The sequence below is a fragment of the Mucilaginibacter sp. genome, from assembly GCF_025359345.1.
Lineage (GTDB): Bacteria > Bacteroidota > Bacteroidia > Sphingobacteriales > Sphingobacteriaceae > Mucilaginibacter.
In genome coordinates, this window is sequence record NZ_JANYGQ010000033.1 from 184,434 (window position 1) to 210,717 (window position 26,284).

The 26,284-nt window shown below is 44.1% G+C and carries 18 protein-coding genes; 13 read left to right on the forward strand and 5 right to left on the reverse strand.

Features of this window, described 5'->3' with window-relative positions; genetic code table 11:
* Nucleotides 1–35: 35 nt before the first annotated feature.
* Nucleotides 36–878: an isoaspartyl peptidase/L-asparaginase gene (locus Q0R52_RS23265; protein WP_295799251.1), complete on the reverse strand. Its 843-nt coding sequence runs from the start codon at nt 876–878 to the stop codon at nt 36–38.
* A gap of 147 nt (nt 879–1,025) precedes the next feature.
* Complete coding sequence (locus Q0R52_RS23270) at nt 1,026–1,937, reverse strand: cyanophycinase (protein ID WP_252791081.1); 912 nt, start codon at nt 1,935–1,937, stop codon at nt 1,026–1,028.
* A gap of 265 nt (nt 1,938–2,202) precedes the next feature.
* On the opposite strand from Q0R52_RS23270, the gene cphA reads away from it, so the two are divergent.
* The 3 genes from cphA (at nt 2,203) to Q0R52_RS23285 (ending at nt 5,836) form a co-directional block, all read left to right on the forward strand.
* A complete protein-coding gene (cphA, locus tag Q0R52_RS23275; protein WP_295799255.1) occupies nt 2,203–4,830 on the forward strand; it encodes a cyanophycin synthetase in 2,628 nt (875 codons plus the stop codon).
* Between the two features lie 26 nt (nt 4,831–4,856).
* Nucleotides 4,857–5,039 (forward strand): hypothetical protein, encoded by a 183-nt coding sequence (locus tag Q0R52_RS23280; RefSeq protein WP_295799256.1) that lies wholly within the window; start codon nt 4,857–4,859, stop codon nt 5,037–5,039.
* A gap of 155 nt (nt 5,040–5,194) precedes the next feature.
* On the forward strand, nt 5,195–5,836 hold the full coding sequence (locus Q0R52_RS23285) for a hypothetical protein (protein ID WP_295799260.1): 642 nt from the start codon (nt 5,195–5,197) through the stop codon (nt 5,834–5,836).
* Nucleotides 5,837–6,145: 309 nt separating this feature from the next.
* Here Q0R52_RS23285 and Q0R52_RS23290 read toward each other — a convergent pair whose 3' ends face one another.
* Nucleotides 6,146–7,015: a YitT family protein gene (locus Q0R52_RS23290; protein ID WP_252791083.1), complete on the reverse strand. Its 870-nt coding sequence runs from the start codon at nt 7,013–7,015 to the stop codon at nt 6,146–6,148.
* A gap of 3 nt (nt 7,016–7,018) precedes the next feature.
* The gene (locus tag Q0R52_RS23295; protein WP_295799263.1) at nt 7,019–7,597 is read right to left on the reverse strand and encodes an HD domain-containing protein; all 579 of its coding nucleotides are present in this window, start codon (nt 7,595–7,597) and stop codon (nt 7,019–7,021) included.
* Nucleotides 7,598–7,739: 142 nt separating this feature from the next.
* Here Q0R52_RS23295 and Q0R52_RS23300 point away from each other — a divergent pair, with 142 nt between their 5' ends.
* From Q0R52_RS23300 to Q0R52_RS23335, 8 genes are all read left to right on the forward strand, one after another.
* Nucleotides 7,740–9,779 (forward strand): ATP-binding protein, encoded by a 2,040-nt coding sequence (locus Q0R52_RS23300; protein ID WP_295799266.1) that lies wholly within the window; start codon nt 7,740–7,742, stop codon nt 9,777–9,779.
* Between the two features lie 57 nt (nt 9,780–9,836).
* The gene (locus Q0R52_RS23305) at nt 9,837–11,168 is read left to right on the forward strand and encodes an ATP-binding protein (RefSeq protein WP_295799268.1); all 1,332 of its coding nucleotides are present in this window, start codon (nt 9,837–9,839) and stop codon (nt 11,166–11,168) included.
* A gap of 212 nt (nt 11,169–11,380) precedes the next feature.
* Nucleotides 11,381–12,520: an FIST N-terminal domain-containing protein gene (locus tag Q0R52_RS23310; protein ID WP_295799271.1), complete on the forward strand. Its 1,140-nt coding sequence runs from the start codon at nt 11,381–11,383 to the stop codon at nt 12,518–12,520.
* 20 nt (nt 12,521–12,540) lie between these two features.
* Nucleotides 12,541–16,938 carry an ATP-binding protein gene (locus Q0R52_RS23315; protein ID WP_295799274.1) on the forward strand — a complete coding sequence of 1,466 codons (4,398 nt, stop codon included), beginning with the start codon at nt 12,541–12,543 and terminating at the stop codon, nt 16,936–16,938.
* A complete protein-coding gene (locus Q0R52_RS23320) occupies nt 16,938–19,064 on the forward strand; it encodes an ATP-binding protein (RefSeq protein WP_295799276.1) in 2,127 nt (708 codons plus the stop codon). Before Q0R52_RS23315 ends, Q0R52_RS23320 begins: the two co-directional genes overlap by 1 nt.
* 2 nt (nt 19,065–19,066) lie before the next feature.
* Nucleotides 19,067–21,178 carry an ATP-binding protein gene (locus Q0R52_RS23325; RefSeq protein ID WP_295799279.1) on the forward strand — a complete coding sequence of 704 codons (2,112 nt, stop codon included), beginning with the start codon at nt 19,067–19,069 and terminating at the stop codon, nt 21,176–21,178.
* 25 nt (nt 21,179–21,203) lie between these two features.
* Nucleotides 21,204–21,587, forward strand: coding sequence for a response regulator (locus Q0R52_RS23330; RefSeq protein WP_295799282.1), 384 nt, complete (start codon nt 21,204–21,206; stop codon nt 21,585–21,587).
* Complete coding sequence (locus Q0R52_RS23335) at nt 21,587–22,630, forward strand: adenylate/guanylate cyclase domain-containing protein (RefSeq protein WP_295799285.1); 1,044 nt, start codon at nt 21,587–21,589, stop codon at nt 22,628–22,630. The genes Q0R52_RS23330 and Q0R52_RS23335 overlap by 1 nt, the downstream gene beginning before the upstream one ends.
* Nucleotides 22,631–22,671: 41 nt before the next feature.
* Here the strand turns inward: Q0R52_RS23335 and Q0R52_RS23340 are convergent, their stop codons facing one another.
* On the reverse strand, nt 22,672–23,451 hold the full coding sequence (locus Q0R52_RS23340) for a DUF1835 domain-containing protein (RefSeq protein ID WP_295799287.1): 780 nt from the start codon (nt 23,449–23,451) through the stop codon (nt 22,672–22,674).
* A gap of 86 nt (nt 23,452–23,537) precedes the next feature.
* On the opposite strand from Q0R52_RS23340, the gene Q0R52_RS23345 reads away from it, so the two are divergent.
* Nucleotides 23,538–24,521: an NAD(P)H-quinone oxidoreductase gene (locus Q0R52_RS23345; protein ID WP_295799288.1), complete on the forward strand. Its 984-nt coding sequence runs from the start codon at nt 23,538–23,540 to the stop codon at nt 24,519–24,521.
* A gap of 219 nt (nt 24,522–24,740) precedes the next feature.
* Nucleotides 24,741–26,246 carry a F0F1 ATP synthase subunit beta gene (atpD, locus tag Q0R52_RS23350; protein WP_252791093.1) on the forward strand — a complete coding sequence of 502 codons (1,506 nt, stop codon included), beginning with the start codon at nt 24,741–24,743 and terminating at the stop codon, nt 26,244–26,246.
* Nucleotides 26,247–26,284 lie beyond the last annotated feature (38 nt).

Below are 26,284 nucleotides of genomic sequence, written 5' to 3' on the forward strand. Positions count from 1 at the left end.
TTACCTGTCAGCGTAGAGACGCAAGTATTGCGTCTCTACGCGAATACTTCAACCTCATCATCATACGATGCCCACACCATATAAGGGTGCGTATCCGCATGATAAATTTCGCCGGTGGCAGATATGCCGATGATGCCGGCAAAGCCATCGTAGGGTTTCAGTTCGTTCAAGGTTTTTTCGGTTGCAAGGGCTAATGGCATGGCATCGGTAACGCGGGTTACTATATTTGATGCGACTGCACCACTAACAATGTCCTCGCCTACACCAGTACATGATATTGCTGCAAAAGCATTGGCGTAATTACCGGCCGTAGTTGCCGAATCACTTACGCGGCCGGGTATTTCAAAGCCTTTGCCGCCCGTTGAGGTGGCGGCTGCCAGGTTGCCGTAAACATCGAGCGCCACACAGCCCACAGTGCCAAGGCGGATGGAATCGCTTAGTTTCTTTTCATATTCTTTACGGCGCTGCGGTGTTTCGGGGTTGTAATATTTAAAGCCGTTTTCGCGGGCGAAATTAAGGGCGCCCCTGCCGCTCAATACGCGGTCGTCATAAGGTAAAAGTTTCTCGGCAATGCAGATAGGGTTTTTTACATCTTCGATATTTATCACGCCCGAAAAACGCATGGTTTTGCCATCCATCAACGAGGCGCTTAAGCGTATCTTACCATCACTTTGTATTTGTGAGCCCGTGCCTGCGTTAAACAGTTCGCAATTTTCGAGCAGGCAGGTAGTATAAACCACGGTTTCGACAGCGGTATGGCTTTGCAGGTACTTATGGCCCAACTGCACTATTTCGGCAAGCGCATCCTGCTTGGCTTTTTTTACTTTCTGGTTAGTTTGCGATTCGCTAAAAAAACCACCGTGGATTATTATTTTCATTGGTAAACACGTATTATGGTAGAGAATTAAGAAGTCAAGAATCAAGAGCCAAGATGAAAAACGTGGCGCGGCGATTTTCTCTCAAATTTCGAAATTTCTTGGTTCTTGACTTCTTGGTTCTTGCCTTCTTGATTCTTGACTCTCTTCTTAGCTTCCTATACCCGGCACATGCGCTACGGTATCTTCGGCCTTCACGCTTTTCTTTATCATTAACTGGTTGGTCAATAAATCGTATTTGTCAAAAATCGACATCACACTTACCCGCATATTTTTTATGGATACCGGCGAGCCCATTTCCACGTCATAAATATTGGTTTCGGCCATTTTGCGGCCATTAACCAAAATAGTAAGGCCTGAACCGATTGCTTCCATCATGGTGCCTTCGGTTATCAGCAAACCGGCATCCTCGCCCAAGCCGATACCCAGCATGCCCGGATTACTGGCTACCGCATATAACAGCCTGCCGATACGGCCGCGCTGCACAAAGTGAGTATCAATAATAACAGAATCAATAAAACCAAGTCCTGCGGTTATCTGCACCTCGCCTTTAATCAGCGCCTTGTTGCTTTGGCCGCGATAAATCATATTGGTTGATGCCGCTGCTGCCCCGGCTGATGTGCCTGCTATAACAAAATGCTCTTTTTCGTAACGGCTCTTCATGATCTGCAAAAATTCCGTGCCGCCAAAAATCGAACTTAATCTTAACTGGTCGCCGCCGCTAAACATCACCACATCGCATTTGCGTATGCGCTCCAGGTATTCAGGGTTTGACGCATCCTCGCGCTTGCGGATATCCATCACCCCAATAGGGTTTGCCAGCAAATAATTAAAGGCCTCGGTATATTCCTCGCCCACAAGGTCGGGGATTTGCGATGCCGTAGTAATAACTTCAACAATTGAACCTGATTGCTTTGCCGATTCGGTAATTATCCGCCTCAATATTCCCTGTTCAAAAAATTTAAGGTGATCAGGTTTTATCAATTGCTCCTGTGCGCCCAAATTTGTGTTCATGTCAACGGCGCCGCCAATAATTATTAATTTACCTTTCGGGACAGTCATTTTTAGTTAATTAAGTTAGATTAGGCTGAATGATTGCTTCAGTTGACAATGTTCATTAAGTTTAACTATATTAACTCAATTCAACGTAATCAACTTACTCACGTAATCAACCTTCGCCTATCGCACTACAAATTAAAATAAAAACCGCCATAAACACAGGTTGTTGTAAATAATAATGCCTTTTTTGTGGCAAAAGTTTTATTAAACGCTTAAGTTATTTAGTTTTAAAAGAAAATTACCCCCAAACATTGATAGCATCATCTTTATGAAGATAGAAAATATACAAGTATTGCGCGGCCCGAACATCTGGAGTGTTAGTCGTAAAAAATTAATACAAATGCGGCTGAACCTGGAGGACATGGAAGATCGCCCAACTAATACTATTGAGGGTTTTTATGATCGACTGGAGAAACTGATGCCCAGCCTTTATACGCATCGTTGTTCGCCGGGTGTTGAGGGGGGCTTTTTTCAGCGGGTTATTGCCGGTACCTGGATGGGGCATGTAATTGAGCATATTGCGTTGGAGATACAATCGCTTGCCGGTATGGAAACCGGTTTTGGCCGCACCCGCGAAACAAAAACAAAAGGGGTTTACAATGTTGTATTCACCTACCTCGAGGAAAAGGTGGGCATTTTTGCTGCCGAAAGCGCTGTGGCCATTGCCGATGCTGTTATTAATGGTGAAGATTATGACCTTGACCGCGACATACAGAAAATGCGCGAAATACGCGAAAATACCCGCCTGGGCCCAAGTACCGGCTCGATAGTGGAAGAGGCCATAGCAAGGGATATCCCCTGGATTAGGCTGAACAACCAGTCGCTGGTGCAATTGGGCTACGGCAAAAACCAGGTGCGTTTCCGCGCGACCATGACGGAGAAAACCAGCAGCATTGCCGTTGATATTGCCAGTAATAAGGACGAAACCAAGCGTTTGCTTTTGGAGCAGGCCATACCCGTTGCCAAGGGGATTACTATATCATCGCTTGAAGGTGTGGACGAAGCTATCCGCAAAGTTGGCTTTCCGCTGGTATTTAAACCATTGGATGGGAATCACGGTCGCGGTATCTCCATCAATATCCGCACCCGCGAAGATGCTGTTGCCGCTTACGAGTTTGCAGCCAAAATATCGCGCCGGGTAATTGTGGAGCGATTTATAACCGGGTACGATTTTAGGGTATTAGTGATTGATAACAAAATGGTAGCTGCCGCTCTGCGCGATCCTGCTCACGTTAAAGGTGATGGTGTATCGACAATACAACAGCTTATCGACAAAGAAAATACCGACCCGCGCCGTGGTTACGGTCACGAGAATGTGCTTACCTTAATCTCGATAGACCGGGACACACTGGATTTGCTGGAAAAGAAAGGCTATACTTTAGAAACTGTGCCAAAAAAAGGCGAAAAGGTTTTTGTAAAGTCGACCGCTAATTTGAGCACCGGCGGCACATCCGTTGATGTTACCGACCATGTGCACCCGCAAAACATATTTATCTGCGAACGTATCTCCAAAATCATCGGGCTGGATATTTGCGGCATCGATATTATGGCCGAAAACCTTACCGAACCGCTTACCGAAAATGGGGGTGTGGTTTTAGAGGTGAATGCCGCGCCTGGCTTCCGGATGCACATCGCGCCAAGCGAAGGCTTGCCGCGCAACGTTGCCGGGCATGTGATAGATATGTTATACCCACCGGGAAAGTCGGCACGTATCCCGATCATCTCGATAACAGGCACCAACGGAAAAACCACTACGACACGACTGATAGCCCATATTGTTAAAAATAATGGTCATAGGGTGGGTTTCACCACATCCGATGGGGTGTATGTGCAAAACACGATGATGCTGAAGGGTGATACCACCGGCCCCGTAAGCGCCGAGTTTATTTTAAAGGATCCGACCGTTGATTTTGCGGTGCTTGAAACTGCCCGTGGCGGTATCTTGCGTGCTGGTTTGGGCTTTGGTTTTTGCGATATTGGCGTAGTAACCAATATACAGGAAGACCACCTTGGGCTTGCTGATATCCACACACTGGACGACCTTACCCGCGTAAAGGGTGTAGTGGTTGATGCCATTAAAAAAGATGGCTGGGCCGTGCTGAATGCCGACAACGAATACTGTGTGCGAATGGGCAAAAATGCGCATTGCAAAGTAGCATACTTTAGCATGCACGAGAATAATCCCATTATTAAATCGCATTGCAAAAAGGGCGGAATTGCCTGCATTTACGAAAATGGCTTTATCACCATACAGAAAGGCGATTGGAAAATACGTGTGCAGCGTACTACCCTTATCCCCGTAACGTTTGGCGGCACCGTGCCATTTATGATCGAGAACGTGCTGGCGGCTACGCTGGCAACCTACCTTTACGACTTTAAAACCGACGATATCAAAATATCGCTGGAAACGTTCATACCATCCGCAGCGCAAACGCCGGGAAGAATGAACATCTTTAATTTTAAAGATTTCCGCTTTATGATCGACTTCGCCCATAACCCGGCAGGCTTTAGGGGCATCAAAGCGTTTTTAGACCATATAGATTCGCCACTAAAAATAGGCATCATTGCCGGTACCGGCGACAGGCGCGACGAAGATATCCGCGAGTTGGGCAAGCTATCAGCCGAGATGTTCGATTATATCATCATCCGCCAGGAAAAACACCTGCGCGGCCGTACGGCAGAAAATATTGTGGGCCTGCTTATTGAAGGCATTAACTCCGTTGATAAAAATAAGACCTACGAAATTGTGCCGAATGAGATTGACGCCATTAAACACTCAATGAGTTTGGCACGGCCGGGGACGTTTATAGTTGCTTTAAGCGATGTGATTGATAACGCAATTGAAACCGTGCAGAATTACCAGGAACAGGAGAGGAACGGAACGTTTAATATGTAGTTATTTGCCAAGATAATAATTACATTATGGATAATAACTATGGAGGAATGACGGTAAACGAACGTCTGTGGGTTAGTGGCTTAATGGAACAATTTGATTCTGCAGTTCGCGAAAAAAATGCAGATAAAATCATAAAAATATTGAAGAAAGTTGAATTAACCGAGCCGAACATAACCGACATTCTGAGGCAAAAAGGTTTGATTGAATAAACATCGTTTGTTTAGCTGCCGCTAGCTTAGTCCAAATGAATCCTTCTGAACGATTTGGCGTAAACTCGCGGCAGCGTTAATTGTAACTTTTTTATTCCACCCCTTATAAAATTCATTAAAAGTTAAATTTTGTTACTTTTGCGCAAATTTAACAAATGAGAGAGATTTACAAGATCGGGATTACATTCGCAATAATTTTAATTACCGTATTAACATCGTGCAAAAAAGAAACCACGCCAATACAACAATCAACTACACTTTATCTTAAAAGCATTACACCCAAGGGGACGGTAGCCTATACGAAATATGGGCAGATAACCGGGCAACCGTTTGTGGACAGGTCGGCAGAAGCGGTTGGCCTTAATGTGTTTTATCCCCCGCAATTGAGTAAGGATTATGTAACCTTTAGGACAGACGGGCTTTTTCAGTGGGGCAGTGATTCTTTCCACTATGTAAAAACAAACGATCGTTTTGTGTTTAGCGCTTATACAGAACCAGTGGATTCAACGAACCTGGCGGTTGTATACGCTCCGTTTTTCAAGGAGCCGGCGACATCCGTTCTTCCCAATGGAAATGTTTATGCTTCGCGTATAGTTGTTGCCAATGGGGACATGTCGGTGTTGCATATAAGCTACATGGTACTTGGAATTTTACATAGGGATAGTTTAACCAACGTGATAACACGCCGGGAACAAACTATTGTTCATAATGAATTTAACCGGGATGGCGCCAAAACACTCGGGAAAAACGACACGCTTGCTGTGAGGAACTATACGTTTGACTATGTAAAAAAATAGATGTTGCATACATGGGCGGCAGCAATGCATGGCGGACGGATTTTCTTGTTTTTATAACAACTCATGGACGGCAAAACAGAAGAGTAAGCAGTTTTTATCAAAAGTGCTGACACTAATTTGTCAGCACTTTTCGCATTTTTTAGCATCGCAGATAGGGTAAAAGGTGCCTTATTAATGCGGAAAGAGGTTTTTTGCTGTCCTGTGCACACTATTCACTGTTCCACCCTGTTCCTTATGTTCCACTGTGAACAGGAACGCAAAACTATACTATAGCACTGGAATAGAGTTACAGGCGGACATCGGTTTCAGTTAATGCCTCGCCCTCTTCTTTAACACACCACCGGCAGCTTCTTTTATAGTGCTGGTAAACACAAATGCCTTAGCATCAATTTCGTAAACCACGTTGCGCAGGCGCCGAACCTCGAGGCGGGTTACTACGGTGAAGATAATATCAACCGGGGCGCTAACGTCGAAGCTGTCTTTTAAAAAGCCGCGCTCGCCTTTGTAGATGGTTATGCCACGGCCAAGAGTCATTACCAGTTCGCGTTTTATTTGCTCGCTCTGACCCGAAATGATAGTCACGCCGGTATATTCCTCCAGCCCCTCGATAACAAAACTGATGGTTTTAGATGCAGTATAGTAAGTTAATATAGAATATAGTGATGTTGGCAGTCCGAGCTTAATGGCAGCTATCAGGAAGATAACGATATTGATGCCTAATATTATTTCGCTGATGGTAAAGGCAATCCGCTTGCCGGTATAAAGGGCCAGCACTTCGATGCCGTCTAGTGCACAGCCGCCTCGTATGGCCAACCCAACACCGATTCCCATAAATACCCCGCCGAAAATTGACGTAAGCAACTTATCGGAAGTTACCAGCGGATAATTTATAAACGACAAACAAAGCCCAAGGCCTATGATCGCGATAACTGTTTTTATAGCATACGTTTTGTTTATCTGGAACGCCCCCATAATAATAAATGGGATATTGGCTATTACGATTACATAGGCGATGTTCCAGTGGTAAAGCTCGTGCAACAGCAGCGATATACCCGTTACCCCGCCATCAAAAAAACTGTTGGGGACTAAAAAACTTTTTAGTGCAAAGCCGCAAAATAAAATACCGATAACAACATAAAGTGTGTCCTGCAACCATGATGGCAATTGTAAATTCTTCATCTGTTATTTTACCTGTGCTTTTATGCGCCCTAAGTTAGCATCCTTTTTAGCTTGCCGCAAATTATTGGCGGTTTTGGTAAAATAATGATGCCTTTCCATAAATGCTACCTGTTTACGGTTCCATTCGTCCATATCGCCGACTGTACCAAAAAACGAGTTCTCTAAAAAAAGCTGGTTGGCAATAAAAGAAAAATCATCCCGGCCAAGATAATCCAAATCAGCATCGGCCAAGATTTCTTCCAGGTGATTTTTTGGTGATTGCGGTAAACGGGTTGCCATTATCATTCCGCAAATTTTATCTATTTCGTTGGTGTCATAACCAAATTTCGGCAATGTTTCGCGGGCAATGCGGCACGATTCTTCTTCGTGCCCGGTTGCCTTAATTAAAAAACCGCTATCGTGATAATAGGCGGCAGTTAAAAGTAGGGTCATTTCGTCGCCGGAAATTCTATCGGCAAGGGCAAGGCGCTTAGCGGCTTCATACACGTCAATGGTGTGTGATGCATTATGATAATTCAGATACTCCGGTAGCTCGTCATTCAATTTATTAATAATATAGTTACCGGCATCATCCAATTGCATACAATAAGGGTTTTTGCGGCTAATATATTAAATGTTTTATTTGCCCTGCACCCCTATATTTGTTTATTAGCCGATTATTTAGTTACTTGATGGAAAATGTACATCGATGGTATATTTACTCACTACCGACAGATTTAATTTAATGAAGATATTTTACCTGGTTTTATTTTTTATACTATCCATCGCATCTGCAAATGCACAAAAGATTGATACGGCCAACATAAATGTGGACAGCCTTGTACGTGTCGCCCTGGCTGATACTACCAAAATAAACCCTACACCAAATAAGGACAGCCTTTTCAGGTTGCTGCCTTCGGCAAAACCTATTGCCAAAAGGTTAAAGCTTGTTTATCAAATTATCAATAATGGCATTGATTTTTCGGTACAGGGGTTAAACTATCATTATAAAATACTCAATTGGGCAAAAAAAAATAACGACCTGGTAACCGAGGCCGTTATTACCGCCGAGCTAGGCTATAACATTGTTGAAAATGGCGACAAGGATGCAGGCGTAAAAATGTGCTTTGCGGCATTAAAAACTGCCGAACAAACCGGCAATAAACAGGCCATTGGCATTGCGTACGGTAACCTGAGCATTTGCTACGGAGACAATAACCTGGCGCTGAGCAAAACATATATAGAAAAGGCGCTTCGTTTTTCGCAGGCTGCCAACGATACCATGAGCACTGCCTACGCGCTGGGGAATTTAACGCTCTACTATTTGCAGCTTCATCAGCCAGGGCCCGCTAAAAAATTTGCTTTAACGTTTATCAGGTGGTGTGTTGATAATTACAAAAGCGAGGTGCCGCGTGCGCTGATAACCTTAAGCTGGTTTATGCCCGATGAAACTAAGCTTAAGTATTACAGGGCCGCAGCCACAATCGCCGCAAAAAGGCGCGACACTTCAAATACTACAGAAGCTTTGATTAATATTGGGCGCTACTACTTAAAGAGCAACACGCGCGACTCGGCATTGTTTTATGCGCGAAAGGTTTATCAAATGTCGAAAGGCTCATCGTTGGGCACCTTGCTTGCTCCAACGCTGTTACTTTCAAAATGCTTTCCCGGCAAGGCTGACAGTACACTTAAATACACAGTTGAATATTACACCATACGCGACAGCCTGAAAAACTTTAACAAAGCCCAGCGCGCCCAGGCGCTGGCGTTTGCCGACGAACAAAACCGGCGTGAAGTTGAAGCTAAGCAGGAAAAATACGTTGCCGACCTTGAGCTTTATGGCCTTGGCATTGTAGCCGTCTTTTTGATTTTGCTGGCGATTATTTTATGGCGCGGCAGCAGGCGAAGAAAAATAGCCAATGAACTGCTTCAGGAGCAAAAAGACCAGTTAGAGGAAACCTTAAACGAACTGGAAGCTACGCAAAACCAGCTCATCCAGTCCGAAAAAATGGCCTCACTTGGCGAGCTTACTGCGGGAATTGCCCACGAGATACAAAATCCGCTGAATTTTGTAAACAATTTTAGCGAGGTGAGTATGGAACTGGTTGACGAAATGGAGTTGGAGTTAAGTAAAGGCGATAAAGATGAAGCGATTTCAATTGCCGCTGACATTAAACAGAACCTGGAAAAAATACGCCACCACGGCCTCCGCGCCGATAGCATTGTAAAAGGCATGCTGCAGCACAGCAAAGCCGGCAGCGGTACCAAAGAGTCCACCAATATAAATAACCTGGCATCCGAATTTATGCGCCTGGCCTACCACGGCCTGCGGGCAAAAGACAAAAGCTTTAACGCCGAAATGGTAATGCACCTTGACTCCGACCTTCCACTGGTAAATGTTGTTCCACAGGATATTGGCCGGGTATTGCTTAACCTGTTTAATAATGCTTTTTATGCGGTTCAGCAAAAGCAAAAAACAGCCGGCGACGATTATAAACCCACTGTGGAAGTATCAACCAGCTTGTTTACGCCTCCGTCAGGCAGCCAGGGTATTTATTTGCGGGTTAAAGACAACGGCACAGGCATAGCTGATGACATCAAAGAAAAAATAATGCAACCCTTTTTCACCACCAAACCAACCGGCGAAGGCACAGGTTTGGGCCTTAGTTTAAGTTATGATATAATGGTAAAAGGTCATGGTGGCAAAATTGATGTTGACAGCGAAGAAGGCGAATACACCGAGTTTGCGGTTTGGCTGCCCTTAAATAAAGTTACAAACGCATAATAATAAACAGTTAAAGTTTTAATATTTAACTTTAGTTCGTAATATCTACATAACAACATGAATGTTTTCTATTTCCTGGCAGCTTTTTTACTGGTACGGCGCTTAGTAAAGCGTTATAAATTCACGCCATTGTTCCCCAAATGGCAGGGAATGTTTAAAACAGCCACCTGGATTTTACCCGTGGTTTATATTGCAAACGCCATTTGGCTTGATAACTATGAAGCTTTTGCAGATATTTTGGGCGCAGGGATGCTGTTCGGGATGCTATGGTATATAGACAACGAACCGGATTTTGTTACACAAAAACCATACTTGCAAGCAAATTATCCGTTGGTAGCGGTTGGCGTTATCAACGGGCTTACCCTATTAATTGCCGAAAGCTTTCACGACAAACATGAGAATTATTTTCAATTTGCCACGCTTGCGGCTTTTGTTTGGATTTTTGGCAAATGGGCTACCTCAAACAAGCAGGATGAAGCCCTCCGCATAGCGGCAGAACGCAAGGCAGAACTGGAAGCATTGGTAAATGAACGCACCGCAGAGCTTGTTAAACAAAAAGAAAACCTGCAGGATATTGTTGAGGAACTGAAAGCCACCCAGGACCAACTGATACAATCAGAAAAAATGGCATCGCTGGGCGAGCTTACCGCAGGGATTGCCCACGAGATACAAAACCCGCTGAACTTCGTAAATAATTTCAGCGAGGTAAGTATGGAGTTGATTGACGAGATGGCCGAAGAGCTGGAAAAAGGCGACAAAGATGAAGCTATGGCTATAGCTGCCGATATTAAACAAAACCTTGAAAAAATACGTCACCATGGGCAGCGTGCCGATGGGATTGTGAAAGGCATGTTGCAGCATAGTCGCGCCAGCAGCACCACCAAAGAACCAACCGATATAAACAAGCTGGCCGACGAATACCTACGCCTATCGTACCACGGATTGCGGGCGAAAGACAAATCATTCAACGCGCATTTGGAAACCCACCTGGCGCCCGATTTGCCTATGGCTAATTTAGTGCCACAGGATGTGGGCCGCGTATTGCTGAACCTTTTTAACAATGCCTTTTACGCTGTGCAGCAAAAGCACAAAGCCTTAGGGGGCGATTTTAAACCCACCGTTGAAGTAAGCACCTTAGCCCCACCACCTACCAAAGGAGCGGCGCCAACGCTGGTGATAACCGTTAAAGATAATGGTACCGGCATCCCCGATGATATTAAGGAAAAAATAATGCAACCGTTTTTCACTACCAAACCCACGGGCGAAGGCACTGGGCTTGGCCTGAGTTTAAGTTACGATATTGTGGTAAAGGCACATGGCGGCAAGCTTGATATTGAAAGTAAGGAAGGCGAGTATACCATATTCACCATAAGGTTGCCTTTGAAATAATATTGATTTGATGAATTATGATATGCCCTCGTTATTTAGGTGAGGCAAAGTGCAGGTTTGGGTTATATGCAGCAAGCGTTCCATTTTTTTTAGCGGAACACCCGGAACGCTGTGAAACATGTTGATTATCAGTTGTTTTAAATTGCTCCGATTGGTCCTTATACTAAACTCATGTTATTTTAGCTAATCAAATTAATAGTGCGCCCTATAATATGAAAGCAAAATCGATAAAAGGAACATCAACCGAAGAAATTGAAAGGGCCCTGGCGCACAGCCTGCTCGACGGTTTTAAACCAACACTGGCTATCGTTTTCCTTTCCATCAGGCAAGACCACCTTGCCATCTGTAAATTATTGAGCGATGCAGGTATCAGCATTTTTGGTGCCACAACTAACGGCGAATTTATTGATGAAGAGCCGGGAAGCGGTTCGATAGCCATACTATTAATGGATATGGACCGGGACTACTTCACCATTATGTTTGATGAATATCCCGAAAAAAACTACAGGGAAAAAACAGCTTCAATGGCAAAAAAAGCGTTAGAGCGGTTTGCCCGCCCGGCGTTTCTTATTTCATGCAGTCATACAGAAACCGATGCTGAAGCGCTGCTGCTTGGTTTTGAGGATATTGTCGGCAAGCATGTAAACGTATTTGGCGGGGCGGCCGGCGATGATTATTCGTTTTCAGAGCAATTAGTTTTTGCCAATTCGGCCGAAAGTAAAAGGGGTATGGTTGTGCTGGTGCTCGACGAAGATAAAATAGCCATTAAAGGGCGGGCAACCTGTGGCTGGAAACCCGTTGGCACTTTAAGGACCGTTACAAAAAGCGAGGGCAATCACGTTTACACGGTAGACAACATACCCGTATTGGATCTTACTGCAAAATATGGCGGTATCGAAAATGTCTCGCCCGATAACAAAACCCTGATAATTGAGATCGCGTCGACACTGCCCCTGCAATTGCAACGGGAAAATGGTGACCCTGTTATGCGGCCTGGGCTGTTGATCGACTGGGCCGACCATTCCTTTTATTGCAGTGGTACGGTACCGCAAGGCAGCAAAGTGCGGTTTTCGTTGCCGCCCGATTTTGATGTAGTTGAAGAAGTGATCAAAAATTGCGAGGACTTGAAAGCCAAAGAAATGCCCGAAGCCGATGCCGTAGTGGTTTTTAGCTGTGCCGGCAGGTTAATGGCCCTGGGCCCCATGATACAAAAGGAGATTGAAGGAATAAAAAATGTATGGAATGCACCCATGGCTGGATTTTTTTCAAATGCAGAGTTGGCAAGGGCAACCGGCGGGAATTTGGAGATGCATAATTGTACTACATGCTGCGTGGCATTAAAAGAAAAATAAATTATCAGTTTGTACAAAAAATGAACCAGCATTTACAAAAGATCCAGGACTATATACAGCAGGCAGAAAGCCTAACCGCCGAAGAAAAAGCAACCCTTGGCAATGCTGTAAAGGCCACAGACTCTGAATTGACCATTACGGAATTTAAACTTGAAAGAACCGAGAAAGTAAAAAGAACAACGGCCATCCTGCTGGAAGAAACCATCGAGGAGCTTGAACATAAAAGAAAAGCTGTTGAAGATAAAAATCATGAACTGGAGATAGAAGCTGCTTTGGAAAAAGTACGGTCGTCGGCATTAGCCATGCGGGTGCCGGGCGATATGCTTGACGTTTGCCGTATAATTTGTGAACAGCTAACGATATTGCAAATCAATGATATCCGGAACGTGCAGACGGCAATATTTAATGATGCAAAAAATACTTATATAAACTATGAGTATTACCGGCTATACGATAAAACGTTTATTACGGAGATCGACTACGGCCGTCATCCGGTTCAAAACGCATTCGCAAAAAAAATGCTTGCCGGCCCCGGATTGCTTTTCACTCACTCATTTGAAGGGGCCGAACTTAAGAAGTGGATAGCTTATCAAAAGGAAAGCGGCCAGTTTGTCGACCCGCATCTCGACGAAGTAACTGCATTAAACTATTATTGGTTTTCGCTGGGGTTGATAGCCTGGGGCATAACGTTCTATACCCCTATAAATGAAGCCGAGCTCGAAATAATAAAGCGCTTCCGCAATGTTTTCGACCTCGCCTATCGTCGTTTCGCTGATATACAGTTGGCGGAGGCACAAGCCCGTGAGGCACAAGTTCAATTGGCTTTAGAACGCGTTCGGGCACGTACCATGGCTATGCACAGCAGTAATGAGCTGGCTGAAGCATCGCGTTTACTGGAACAGCAGGTAGCAGCTTTGGGAATAAAAACCTGGGATTGCGCTTTTAACATTTTCAGAGAAAATGACTCCCTGGAATGGTTTAGTAATTTGCCCGCATACATTGTACCAAGGGAAAATGTGTGGAAACGGTACTATGACGCGTGCCTAAGAGGCGAAACGCTTTATATAAAGGAATTTGCAGGTGAGGCCTGTACCGCACACTACGAATACATGGCTACTATACCTATTGTAGGTGAAGCCTTGTTAAAAATGAAAACTGCGGGCACCCCTTTTCCAACTTACCAGCTGGACCATGTAGCCCCGTTTAAATACGGCTACCTGATGTTTATTACGTTTGAGCCGGTGCCCGAAGCCCACGATATTTTCAAACGTTTTGCCAGGGTTTTTGAACAAACCTATACCCGCTTCCTCGACCTGCAAAAATCCGAAGCGCAAACCCGCGAATCGCAAATTCAATTAGCCCTGGAAAGGGTTAGAGCCCGGACTATGGCTATGCACCATTCCGCTGAGTTGGCCGATACAGCTTCTGTTCTTTTCGAACAAATAAAAGAGCTGGGATTTGAAACCTGGTCGTGTGGGTTTTGCATCTGGAAAAAAAATGACCTGTCTGAAGTATGGATGGCTGCGGATTCCGGTGGCCTGCTACCCCCAATGCTGATCCCGTACAAGGAAGAACCCACGCATCGTGATATATATATAGCCTCATTACGCGGAAAGGCTCATCACGAAAAAATATGGGAGGGAGATGAGCTGGCTGAACACTATAAGTTCCTGCGGACTATACCTTCTGTTAAGGAAGCAATAGAGATATTGGAAGAGTCTGGGCTGGCGCTTCCGTCCAGGCAGTGCTATTATGTCGGCTTTTTCAATCAGGGTTATTTACTTCTTATCACCAAAGAGCCAGCACACGGTATTGGTGATTTAAGCAAACGATTTGCTTCGGTGTTTGAGCAAACCTATACCCGCTTCCTCGATTTGCAAAGGGCCGAAGCGCAGGCAAGGGAAGCGAAAATAGAAGTAGCGCTGGAACGTACCCGTACCCAAAGCATGATTATGCAGCACTCCAGCGAACTGGACGATACCTTGCGTGTTTTTCACGAACAGGTTTTACACCTCGGTATCCATTCTGCGTTTTCATTCTTATGGCTGCCTGATGAGGAAAAAGACCGCCACGTATTTTGGGCGGCATGGGCCGAAAATGATTCAAAAACTTTTGAAAGCAAAGCGATAGATTATCCGCTCGACCGGAGTGAACCGGCTACGGCCCAATGTTTAATTGATTGGAAAGGTGATGAGTCTGTTATTTCCTACCATGTGCCCCCTGCGGGCGTGAAGAGTTATTTTGCCGCTTGGCAAGAACTTATAGCTGGAGTGGAGCAATTAACGCCACGGCATTTTGACGGGGGCTTGTACTACGTTGAGGCCTTTATGAAATATGGCTGCTTTGGGGTATTGGTTAAAAATGAGTTACAGGAAGAGCAGAAAAAAATATTAGCCCGGTTTGCTATTGAATTTGAACGAACCTACACCCGTTTCCTCGATCTGCAAAAGGCAGAGGCCCAGGCTCGCGAATCGAGAATTCAATTGGCGCTGGAGCGTGTACGCGCCCGTACCATGGCGATGCAGCGCAGCAAAGAGCTGGCCGAAACGGTGTTTGTTTTGTTTCAGCAGTTTAAAGAGCTGGGTGAAAATCCCGACCAGGCCACCATCGGAATTATTAACGAAGAGGAGGGTGTAATTGAGTATTGGGTTACCATGCATGGCAACCTGAATAACCTTGCGTATAGATTCTCTATCGACGAGCCCAATGTAACGCGCAAAATATACGATGCCTGGAAAAAGAACCAAAGATCGCTCACCATCGACCTGAGTGGCAACGCACTCATTGATTTTATGCACTACCGGGCCGGTACCGGGGGCGCACCTGTTAATGCCAATGAAAAACGTCGCGTTATTAATGTGGCAATATTTTCAAAAGGCCTGATTAATGTGCAATATGCCGAACCCCGTCCGGCGGAGAGCATTATGCTCCTGGAGCGTTTTGCAAAGGTGTTTGAACAAACCTACACCCGTTTCCTTGATTTGCAAAAAGCAGAGAGCCAGGTAAGGGAGGCCCAAATTGAAGCAGGCCTGGAACGTGTACGCAGCCGCACCATGGCTATGCAAAAGAGCGATGAACTGGCACAAACGGCGGTGGTAGTTTTTAAACAGCTCATCAGCCTTGGCATTCAACCCAATCGTTTATTTATCGGCATAATTCATGATTATAGCGGCGATATAGAACTGTGGGCAACTGCCGAAGATGGCAGTAAAATCAGCACAAAATTTATGGGAAATATTAACCGTAATAAATCGGTTAATAAAATGTATAAAGGTTGGAAGGCGCATAAAAAATCCATCACCATTGATATGCAGGGAAAAGAGTTGAAAGAATACTTCGATTACCTTGGAAATGAGCTCAAAGTGCCTTTTAAACTTGGGCTTTCGCAAAAAAGAAGAGTGCAGCTTATAACCTATTTTTCGCAGGGCCTTATCGGCATAGCTTCGCCTGAACCTCAGCCTGCCGAAACGGTTAATTTAATGGAGCGCTTCGCTGGCGTGTTTAACCTTACCTATACCCGCTTTAACGACCTTAAAATAGCCGAAGCCCATGCTATACAGGCCGAAGAAGATCTGATTAAATTACAGACAGAAAAAAAACGCGCCGAAGAAGCCTTAACCAATTTACAGTCCGCTCAAAAGCAACTCATCCAATCTGAAAAGATGGCTTCGCTTGGTGAACTTACAGCCGGCATAGCCCACGAGATACAAAACCCGCTCAACTTCGTAAATAATTTTAGCGAAGTGAACCGCGAGATGATAGACGAACTGGCGGAAGAGCTGAAAGCGGGCAATATTGATGAGGCCCTGGCTATTGCCGCTGATATCAAACAAAACGAAGAAAAAATAAATCACCACGGCAAACGCGCTGACAGTATCGTAAAAGGTATGCTCCAGCACTCACGCTCAAGCGCCGGTGAAAAACAGCTTACCAATCTTAACGCCATTGCCGATGAGTTTTTTAAACTATCCTACCACGGTTTGCGTGCAAAAGACAAATCGTTCAACGCGGAACTCATCACCAAATTTGATGAAAGCCTGCCGAAAGTATACGTTATTCCCCAGGATATCGGGAGGGTAATGCTCAACCTTTTTAACAATGCTTTTTATGCTGTAAATCAAAAAGCAAAGACCGCAGGCCCTGATTATAAGTCGACCGTTGAGATAACCACTTTTGCTCCCCCTTCAGGGGGCTGGGGGGCTATAGTGCGCGACAACGGCGTGGGTATGCCGCATCATATCAAAGAAAAGATAATGCAGCCATTTTTTACCACTAAACCTACGGGTGAAGGGACTGGGTTAGGCTTAAGTTTAACTTATGACATGGTTGTAAAAGTGCACGCCGGCACCATTAACGTTGAAACGGCAGAGGGTGAATTTTCTGAATTTACAGTTACACTACCGCTAAACCAAGGCTGATGAAAAAAATATACCTCGCGTTATTACTGTTGTTGATTTTGCCGGTAAACGCCCTGGCCCAGCAAGTGCCGGACAAGGTTTTTAAGCTGGATAAATTATCCCAACAGGATATTTTGCCACAGGGTTGGAAAATTAGCCCCGGCGATAACCCGCAATGGGCACAGCCCGGGTTTGATGATCATAAGTGGGCAAATTGCGATTCATTATTGGAGCAAATAATACTGGATAGTAAAAGTGACCACTTCTGGCTCAGGCTGCATTTATTTATTGACAGTAGTTTAAAGACAACGGATTTTGCATTTGTAATTTACCAGAACGTCGCTTCTGTAATTTACGTTGACGGTAAGCCCGTTAAAAGCTATGGTTCCCTTGTTGAGCCGGTAAAAATGTATGACCCACTTGGTTATCCTTTACCGGTAAAACTGTCCGCAGGCAGCCATGTTGTTGCTGTTCAGTTAGTCGCCAGCAAATTCCTTTTAAAATACAGGGATATTGGCAGCCTTTATCTCACTTTTAGCCTTGAGATTAATGTCAAAACAAACGCCGAAAATAATCATGCGATAGTTACCGCTATAGACAGGCAATTTAGTGATCATAACTTGCTGCTTATTGGCATGTTCTTCATCCTTACCATTACGCATCTTGCCTCATATCTGTATTATCGTAAGCAAAGGGCACACCTCTATTATGCCATAATAACCTTCATATTGCTTTTTGCCACCTATACCAATTTTACAGTCACTGGTCAGCATTCGCCCGTGGTGATATTTTGGCTTAGTTTGATCGCCTTTTTGGGCTTTATTGGTTTCGTTTTCCTGCCCTTAACCATTTATGAGTTATTTGATTACCGGGGCCGACTGGTTATTAAAATAATTTTATCTTTTTCCGTTATTTGCGTTTCTTTTATTTGGATAAACACTACTTACGCCTATTACCTGCTTTTTTATGTTACGCCGCTGGTTAATGCACTGGAGTGCCTGCGCATTGGAATTTGGGCGTTAAAAGCTAAAAAAAGCGGAGCGCTTTTTATAATTGCCGGAAGCTTATTGTTTCTGTCGTTGCTGGTTTTGTCAAATTTAATTCCGGGCGATTGGGGCGAACTGCTGTTTATGTTTTCGCAGATAAGTCTGCCGGTTGGGATGACAGTTTTCCTGGCAATAAGGACAGCAATCACCTATCGCTCACTCGAAACAAAGTTGATAGAAGTGCAGGAACTATCTCACCAAAATACAAAATACCAGCTCGAAAAGCAGGAACTGCTGGCAGGGCAAAACGAAAAGCTGGAACAACAGGTAGGTGAGCGCACTGCACAGTTAAGTCAATCGTTAACTGAACTTAAATCGGCCCAGTCCCAATTGATACAATCGGCAAAAATGGCTTCTCTAGGCGAGTTAACCGCAGGCATAGCGCACGAAATTCAAAACCCGCTAAACTTCGTAAACAACTTTAGCGAAGTAAATACCGAGTTAATAGATGAAATGCAGGAGGAAATTGACAAAGGCGATTTTGAAGAAGTAAGGGCGATAGCAAACGATATCAAAGAAAATCAGCAAAAAATAAACCAGCATGGCAAGCGTGCGGATTTTATTGTAAAAGGGATGTTGCAACACAGCCGCACCAGTACAGGCGAGCGGCAATTAACCAATATAAATACGCTTGCCGATGAATTTTTAAAACTGTCGTACCACGGTTTGCGGGCGAAAGACAAGACCTTCAACACCGAATTAGTTACGAATTTTGATGATAAACTTCCAGGTGTAAACGTTGTGCAACAGGATATTGGGCGGGTATTACTTAATTTGTTTAACAATGCCTTTTATGCGGTAAGCCAAAAACAAAAAAAAGCAGGTAATAACTATAAGGCTGAGGTGTCGGTAACCACCTCTTTAGAAAACGGGCAGGTAATTGTTAAAGTAAAAGACAACGGCATTGGCATTCCAGATGACATTAAAGAGAAGATCATGCAGCCATTTTTTACAACCAAACCAACGGGTGAGGGCACAGGATTGGGATTGAGTTTAACTTACGATATGGTGGTGAAGGGGCATGGGGGACTTATAAAAGTTGATAGCATTGAGGGCGAAGGCTCGGATTTTATTATTTATTTACCAGTTAACACACATTGAAGTTGAAACAAAAGCTATTCCTGTTGTTGATATTACTCCCAATTGTAATGTTTGGTCAAAAAAACAGCACAATAAAAGTAGACTCCTTAAATGGTAATGGGTTTTTACTGGATAAAGGCTGGAAATATTTATTGGACGACAAACCGGAATATGCTAATATCGACTTCAACGACACCTCATGGAAGTCTGTTGATCCTACCCGGGATATTTTTGATTTGCCACAAATTCCAAAAACAGGAAAGATATTCTGGCTTCGCCTGCATCTGTCTATAGACAGTTCCCTTAATAATCAACTGGTGATGCTAATTAAGCAGTCGGGTGCTTCGGCGATATATTTAAATGGAAAGTTAATTCACCATTTCGGAATTTTGAGTAACAACGCGGAAAAAGTAGAGGCTTTTGCTCCTGCTAACAACCCAGTATCATTCCCGGTTTTAAATCAAGAAATTCAAGTATTAGCAGTACGGTATGCATTTCAGCCGGGCATTCGCTATACAACCATTTTTCAGGTTTCAAACAAATGTTTGGCAATCAAATTGGTATCCATCGACAATGGCACGCAAACGCTATCTGAAGGGCCTGTTAACCTGCAATATAACATAGCACTTGCATGTATATTTGCTGTTCTCTCCTTGCTTTATTTTACCTTTTATTTGTCGTATACCAAACAAGTAATAAATCTGTATTTTTCGATATACGCATTGCTTTCGGTCGTTAACTACGTACTCGCAATCATAATAATGAATTCCCATTACATTGCTTCATGGTATTGGGCCGAAAACTTTTCACTTGGTATAAATGTTGTAAGTCTTCTATTTCTATTGGTTGCCATTTATAAACTCATTGATCAAAAAGCAGATGTGTTTTTCTTCGGCTTGCCTATATTCGGTGTTATATGCATACCATTTGCATTGTTTGAATATAAATGGGGATGGCTGGTTTTTGGCGGTGGATTTATCCCATGTATGAGTGCTGATGTGTTAAGAATAGCGATCAAAGCCGTCAGAAAAAATAAAAGGGGAGCGTGGATCATTACTGTCGGGGCCTTCATCTTCTTCTTTTTTTGGCTGCTCTTTTTAGGGGCATCTGCAACTGGTTCAGGAGAGTATCTTCCTTATTTTTTCGCTATATCACAATTAGGTATCCCTCTCTCTGTTTCCATTTATATCGGTTTTGATTTCGCCCAAACTAACCTTGTATTAGAAAGAAAATTGGTTGAGGTAGAAAACCTTTCTGCCGAAAAACAGCAAATACTTGCTACGCAGAATGAAACCCTGGAGCAACAAGTAACCGCGAGAACATCAGAACTTGAATACTCATTTAACGAACTGAAAGCGACCCAAACCCAGTTGGTGCAACGTGAGAAAATGGCCTCACTGGGCGAACTCACCGCCGGCATAGCCCACGAAATACAAAACCCGCTGAACTTTGTAAACAACTTTAGCGAAGTAAATACCGAGTTGATAGATGAAATGCAGGAGGGGATTGATAAAGGCGATTATGAAGAGGTCAAGGCGATAGCAAACGACATAAAGGAAAATCAGCAAAAAATAAACCAGCATGGCAAACGGGCCGATGCCATTGTGAAAGGCATGCTCGAACACTCCCGTAACAATAGCGGGCAAAAGGAACCTACCGACCTGAATGTGATAGCTGAGGAGTTTATGCGGCTATCCTACCATGGCTTAAGGGCAAAAGATAAATCCTTCAATGCTGAATTGATCACTCATTTTGATCCAGGTCTGCCCAAAATAGAAGTGGTGCAGCAAGACATTGGGAGGGTGATGCTCAACCTGTTCAACAATGCTTTTTATGCAGTAAACCAAAAGGCAAAAACTGCAGGCTCAAATTATAAACCCACTGTCGAAATAAAGACTTTTGCTCCCCCTTCAGGGGGCTGGGGCGCTATAGTGCGCGATAATGGCATTGGCATACCAGACGCGATCAAAGAAAAGATCATGCAGCCGTTTTTTACCACTAAACCCACAGGCGAAGGAACCGGCTTAGGTCTGTCATTAAGTTATGAAATTGTAGTAAAAGCGCATGGAGGCAAACTTGAAGTGGAGAGCGAGGATGGAAAGTACACTGAGTTCAAAATATCGATACCCATATAAATTTTAATACCTATATTTAACAGCCATGAAAATATTAGTAGTTGACGACGAAGCCGATGTGCAACCCCTTTTTATACAGCGCTTTCGTAAAGAAATAAAAAACAACGAAATTGAATTTACCTTTGCCCAATCGGGAGAAGAAGCGCTTAATGTTTTACATAATGCACACTCAGAAATTGTGCTGATCTTATCGGACATAAACATGCCGGGTATGAGCGGGCTTGAATTGCTTACCCATATACGTCATGATTTTCATAATCCGCCGCCCCCGCCGGTTGTAATGATGATTACTGCTTACGGCGATGAGGAAAACCACAGGCAGGCTATGGAAAATGGCGCCGACGATTTTTTAACAAAGCCCCTGGATTTTAATTTATTAAAAGAAAAACTTAAAACATTTGGTGAATAATGGCTAAGATATTAGTGGTTGATGATGAGGCCGACTTGGAGTTATTAGTAAAACAAAAATTTCGCCGTAAAATACGCGAAAACGTTTATGAGTTTGTGTTTGCCCAAAATGGTGAAGAAGCCCTTGAGCGCGTAAAAGAGCACCCGGACCTGGATGTTATATTAAGCGATATAAATATGCCCGTAATGGATGGGCTGACGCTGCTAAGCCGCCTGCCCGAAGCCAACCCAATGGTGAAAGCGGTAGTGGTATCGGCCTATGGCGATATGCAGAATATACGCACCGCCATGAACCGCGGGGCTTTCGACTTTGTGTGCAAGCCCGTTGACTTTGAAGACCTTGACCTTACTATGGAAAAAACCATAGTGCACGTGCGCCAACTGCAGGAGACCATGAAGGCCATTAAAGAAAACAACATCCTAAAGATGTATGTTGACGAAAACGTGCTGAACTTTATGAACCACAAGGAGTTTGAAGGCAGCCTGATGAAAAACGAGCTGATTGACGCTACCGTAATGTTTATTGACGTGTGCGGTTTTACCGCCATTACCGAACAGGTTCCTGCCAACACTGTGGTTACGTTGCTTAATGGCTTGTTTGATAATATTGTTAAGGAAATTCTTGCCCAGGGAGGTCATGTCGATAAATTTATGGGCGATGCCGTAATGTCGGTTTTTCGGGGCGATTACCATTTAGATAAAGCAATAGATGTGGCACTGGTGGTGCGCGAACAGCTAAAAAACATGCCTGAAATAAAGCTTGGGGATATATCCTATAAACCGGAAGTATCGATCGGCATCAATTCCGGCGAAATGGTATCGGGGAATATCGGTTCTGCCTCGTTAAAACGGCTTGATTACACTGTAATAGGCGATACCGTAAACCTGTCGCAGCGCCTGCAGTCAGCGGCTAAAGCCGGGCAGATAATTATTACTGAAGAAGTTTACCACAAAGCCAAAGAATCGTTCAAATGCGAGAAGATTGGCGAAGTTGTGCTTAAAAATAAAGCTAAACCGGTTACCATTTACGAGGTGATTGAATAATTTGCTTCAAAAAGTTTCTGTGTTGTGCTTTTGATAGGACTCTACTTTAGTTCAAGGTTTAATTTCTTGATATAAATATCTATCTCGGCATCGCCCATCCCATATATTTTTTCGGTTTTCCAAAACTCCAGGTAAATTTCAGGTTTGGTTCTTATCCCGGATTGGTAGATGTCAAGCAATGTTTGTTCTATATAATTTAATCCGTTTTCGTTTATCTCGAGCCGATTAAGCTGTGCCTGTAAAGCAGGCTTTAAAAAATGATGGCTGCCCCAAAATTCAGTGGTGTCAATAAATTTACGCAGCACTTTCGCATCCTTACTTACATAAGCTTTCCACGCGGCTGCTGCTATGGTAAAGTCCTCCTGACTAAGTTGTTCCTGTATGTTATCAAACAGGTATTCCAATTCTTCACCATTTAGTTCGCCCATGCCCCTGAAATCTGCTTTGCCGGGAAAGTCGCCGGGGCAAATCAAATACACAGCGGGTAATGACAGGTCTGTTTTTTGTTCCATGTAAGCCAGTACGCCCAATAGGTTGGCCTGGCAATGCAAATCAAACTCAAACCATAGATTTACTTCATCATATTGCCCGTTAAGTTTGCTTAACTCGTCGAGCATTTTATGTTGATAGCCTTCGGTTTGTTCGTTAAACGTTTTGTTGATCCATTCTTCGCGGTTATGCCAGAAACTGGCTGCTGAAATATTTTCTTCAACCGGGCCCTCTGAAAGCACCTCGCGCCAAACCATAATATTGCCTTCAATACCTGTTTGCTCGAAACCATATCGCGTAGAATCGCCGTTGAGAATGTGGAGAATGCTCATGTTTTTTAATATTTAAGGGGGCAATAACAAAACTATGATTTTGAAATGAAAAACATTCTGAAAGTGTTTAAAGTTATATTAGCCTGATGAAAGCCATAGTAATAACCCAACCCGGCGGCGCTGATGTTTTGCAGCTTGCAGAACGACCGGTGCCCGAATATGCGCCAACCGACGTCCTGGTAAAAGTGCACGCAGCGGGCGTTAACCGGCCCGATGTTTACCAGCGGAAAGGAAACTACCCGCCGCCACAAGGCGCACCGGCTGATATTCCTGGTTTGGAAATAGCCGGGGTGGTTGAGAAGGTTGGGGCCGAAGTTAGCCGCTGGAAAGTTGGCGACAAAGTTTGTGCGCTGGTAATAGGCGGCGGCTATGCAGAATATTGCAGCGTGCCCGAAGGACAATGCCTGCCGGTGCCGGGTAATTTAACGTTTGAAGAGGCAGCATCGCTACCCGAGACATTTTTTACCGTTTGGAGCAATGTTTTTGACAGAGGGCAATTAAAAGGCGATGAAACGCTGCTGGTACACGGCGGTTCAAGCGGCATTGGGGTTACTGTTATCCAAATGGCAAAAGCTTTGGGACATACCGTTTATACAACTGCCGGCAGCGACGAAAAGTGCCGGTTTTGTGAGAAACTGGGCGCCGCAAAAGCCATAAACTATAAAACAGAAATCTTTCCGGATGTTATTAAGCAGCTTACCAACGGCAAAGGGGTTGATGTTGTTTTGGACATGATTGGCGGTGACTATACCCCGGGTAACCTTGCTTCATTGGCTGATGAAGGCCGCCTGGTGTTGATTAACGCCATGAACGGCAAGGATGTACAGGTTGATCTGTCAGTTGTGATGCGAAAACGATTAACTATAACAGGTTCTATGCTGCGCTCGAGGGAGGTGGCTTTTAAAGCAGAGATTGCTAATAACCTCGAAAAAAATATCTGGCCTTTAGTTTTATCGGGAGATATAAAGCCCGTAGTTTATAAAACTTTCCCTGCCGAAAAGGCTGCTGATGCGCACCGGCTGATGGAAAGCAGCGGGCATACCGGGAAGATAGTGCTGAGTTGGTATTAGTGCTGGTTTGCAGCATTAAAAACAAAAAAAATCTCCATATTTAACAAAAAAAAGTTGCGAACTAATAGCCGGAAACTGCCTGCTAAATATTCAGTCAAAAAATCTTACTTCTCCTATTTTAATATTTGTTTATAAATCATAACTTTGCGCTCCGAAACAGGCGGTATTTTTATGATATCTTTTGTTTTGTAATAAATACTTAAAATTACCAGGTAATATATGCCAAACATTGGAAAAATATCACGGATCATCGGTCCGGTAGTTGACGTAAGCTTCGCTGATGACGCTCATCTTCCTAAAATTTATGATGCATTAGAGATCACAAAGGAAAATGGTCAGAAGGTTATTTTAGAGGTTCAACAGCATTTAGGTGAAGATCGCGTTCGCGCAATCGCCATGGATTCAACTGACGGTCTGCTTCGCGGAATGAAGGTTTTGGATTTGGAATCGGCGATAAAAATGCCGGTTGGCGAAGATATTAAAGGACGCGTATTTAACGTGGTTGGCGATGCTATCGATGGTATCCCTAACCTGGATAATACCAATGGCCGCCCTATTCACGCTGCCCCTCCAAGGTTCGAAGACCTTTCTACCGAAACCGAAGTGTTATTTACCGGTATTAAAGTTATCGACTTGTTAGAGCCTTATGTAAAAGGTGGTAAAATTGGTTTGTTCGGTGGTGCGGGTGTAGGTAAAACCGTACTGATCCAGGAATTGATCAACAACATTGCAAAAGCATACTCTGGTTTATCAGTATTCGCCGGTGTAGGCGAGCGTACCCGTGAAGGTAACGACTTACTGCGCGAAATGCTTGAATCAGGCATTATAAAATATGGCGATGCATTTATGCACTCCATGGAAGAAGGTGGATGGGACTTATCTAAAGTAGACCCTGAAGCATTAAAAGACTCAAAAGCAACTTTCGTTTTCGGACAAATGAACGAGCCTCCTGGTGCACGTGCACGTGTGGCGCTTTCTGGTTTAACTATTGCCGAATATTTCCGTGATGGTGATGCTGAAGGTAAAGGCCGTGATATCTTATTCTTTATCGATAACATCTTCCGCTTTACACAGGCAGGATCTGAAGTATCGGCGTTGCTTGGTCGTATGCCATCGGCGGTAGGTTACCAGCCAACACTGGCAACAGAGATGGGTAACATGCAGGAGCGTATTACATCAACCAAACGTGGTTCAATTACATCTGTACAGGCCGTTTACGTACCTGCGGATGACTTGACTGACCCGGCGCCGGCTACAACCTTTGCCCACTTAGATGCTACAACAGTACTTTCGCGTAAAATTGCCGAGCTAGGTATTTACCCTGCGGTGGATCCTTTGGATTCAACCTCGCGTATCCTTAGCGCTGCTATTTTAGGTGATGAGCACTACAATACTGCACAACGCGTTAAAGAAACTTTGCAGCGCTATAAAGAGCTTCAGGACATCATCGCCATCCTGGGTATGGATGAGTTGAGTGAAGAAGATAAATTGGTTGTATCGCGTGCACGTCGTGTTCAGCGTTTCTTATCACAGCCGTTCCACGTTGCTGAGCAGTTTACAGGCTTAAAAGGTGTATTGGTTGATATTAAAGAAACCATAAAAGGCTTTAATATGATTATGGATGGTGAAGTGGATGAATATCCTGAAGCAGCGTTCAACCTTGTAGGAAGCATTGAAGAAGCAATAGAAAAAGGCAAGAAGATTATAGAAGAAGCGAATAATTAAGAATTAGAATCAAGAGCCAAGAGTCAAGAACCAGGAAG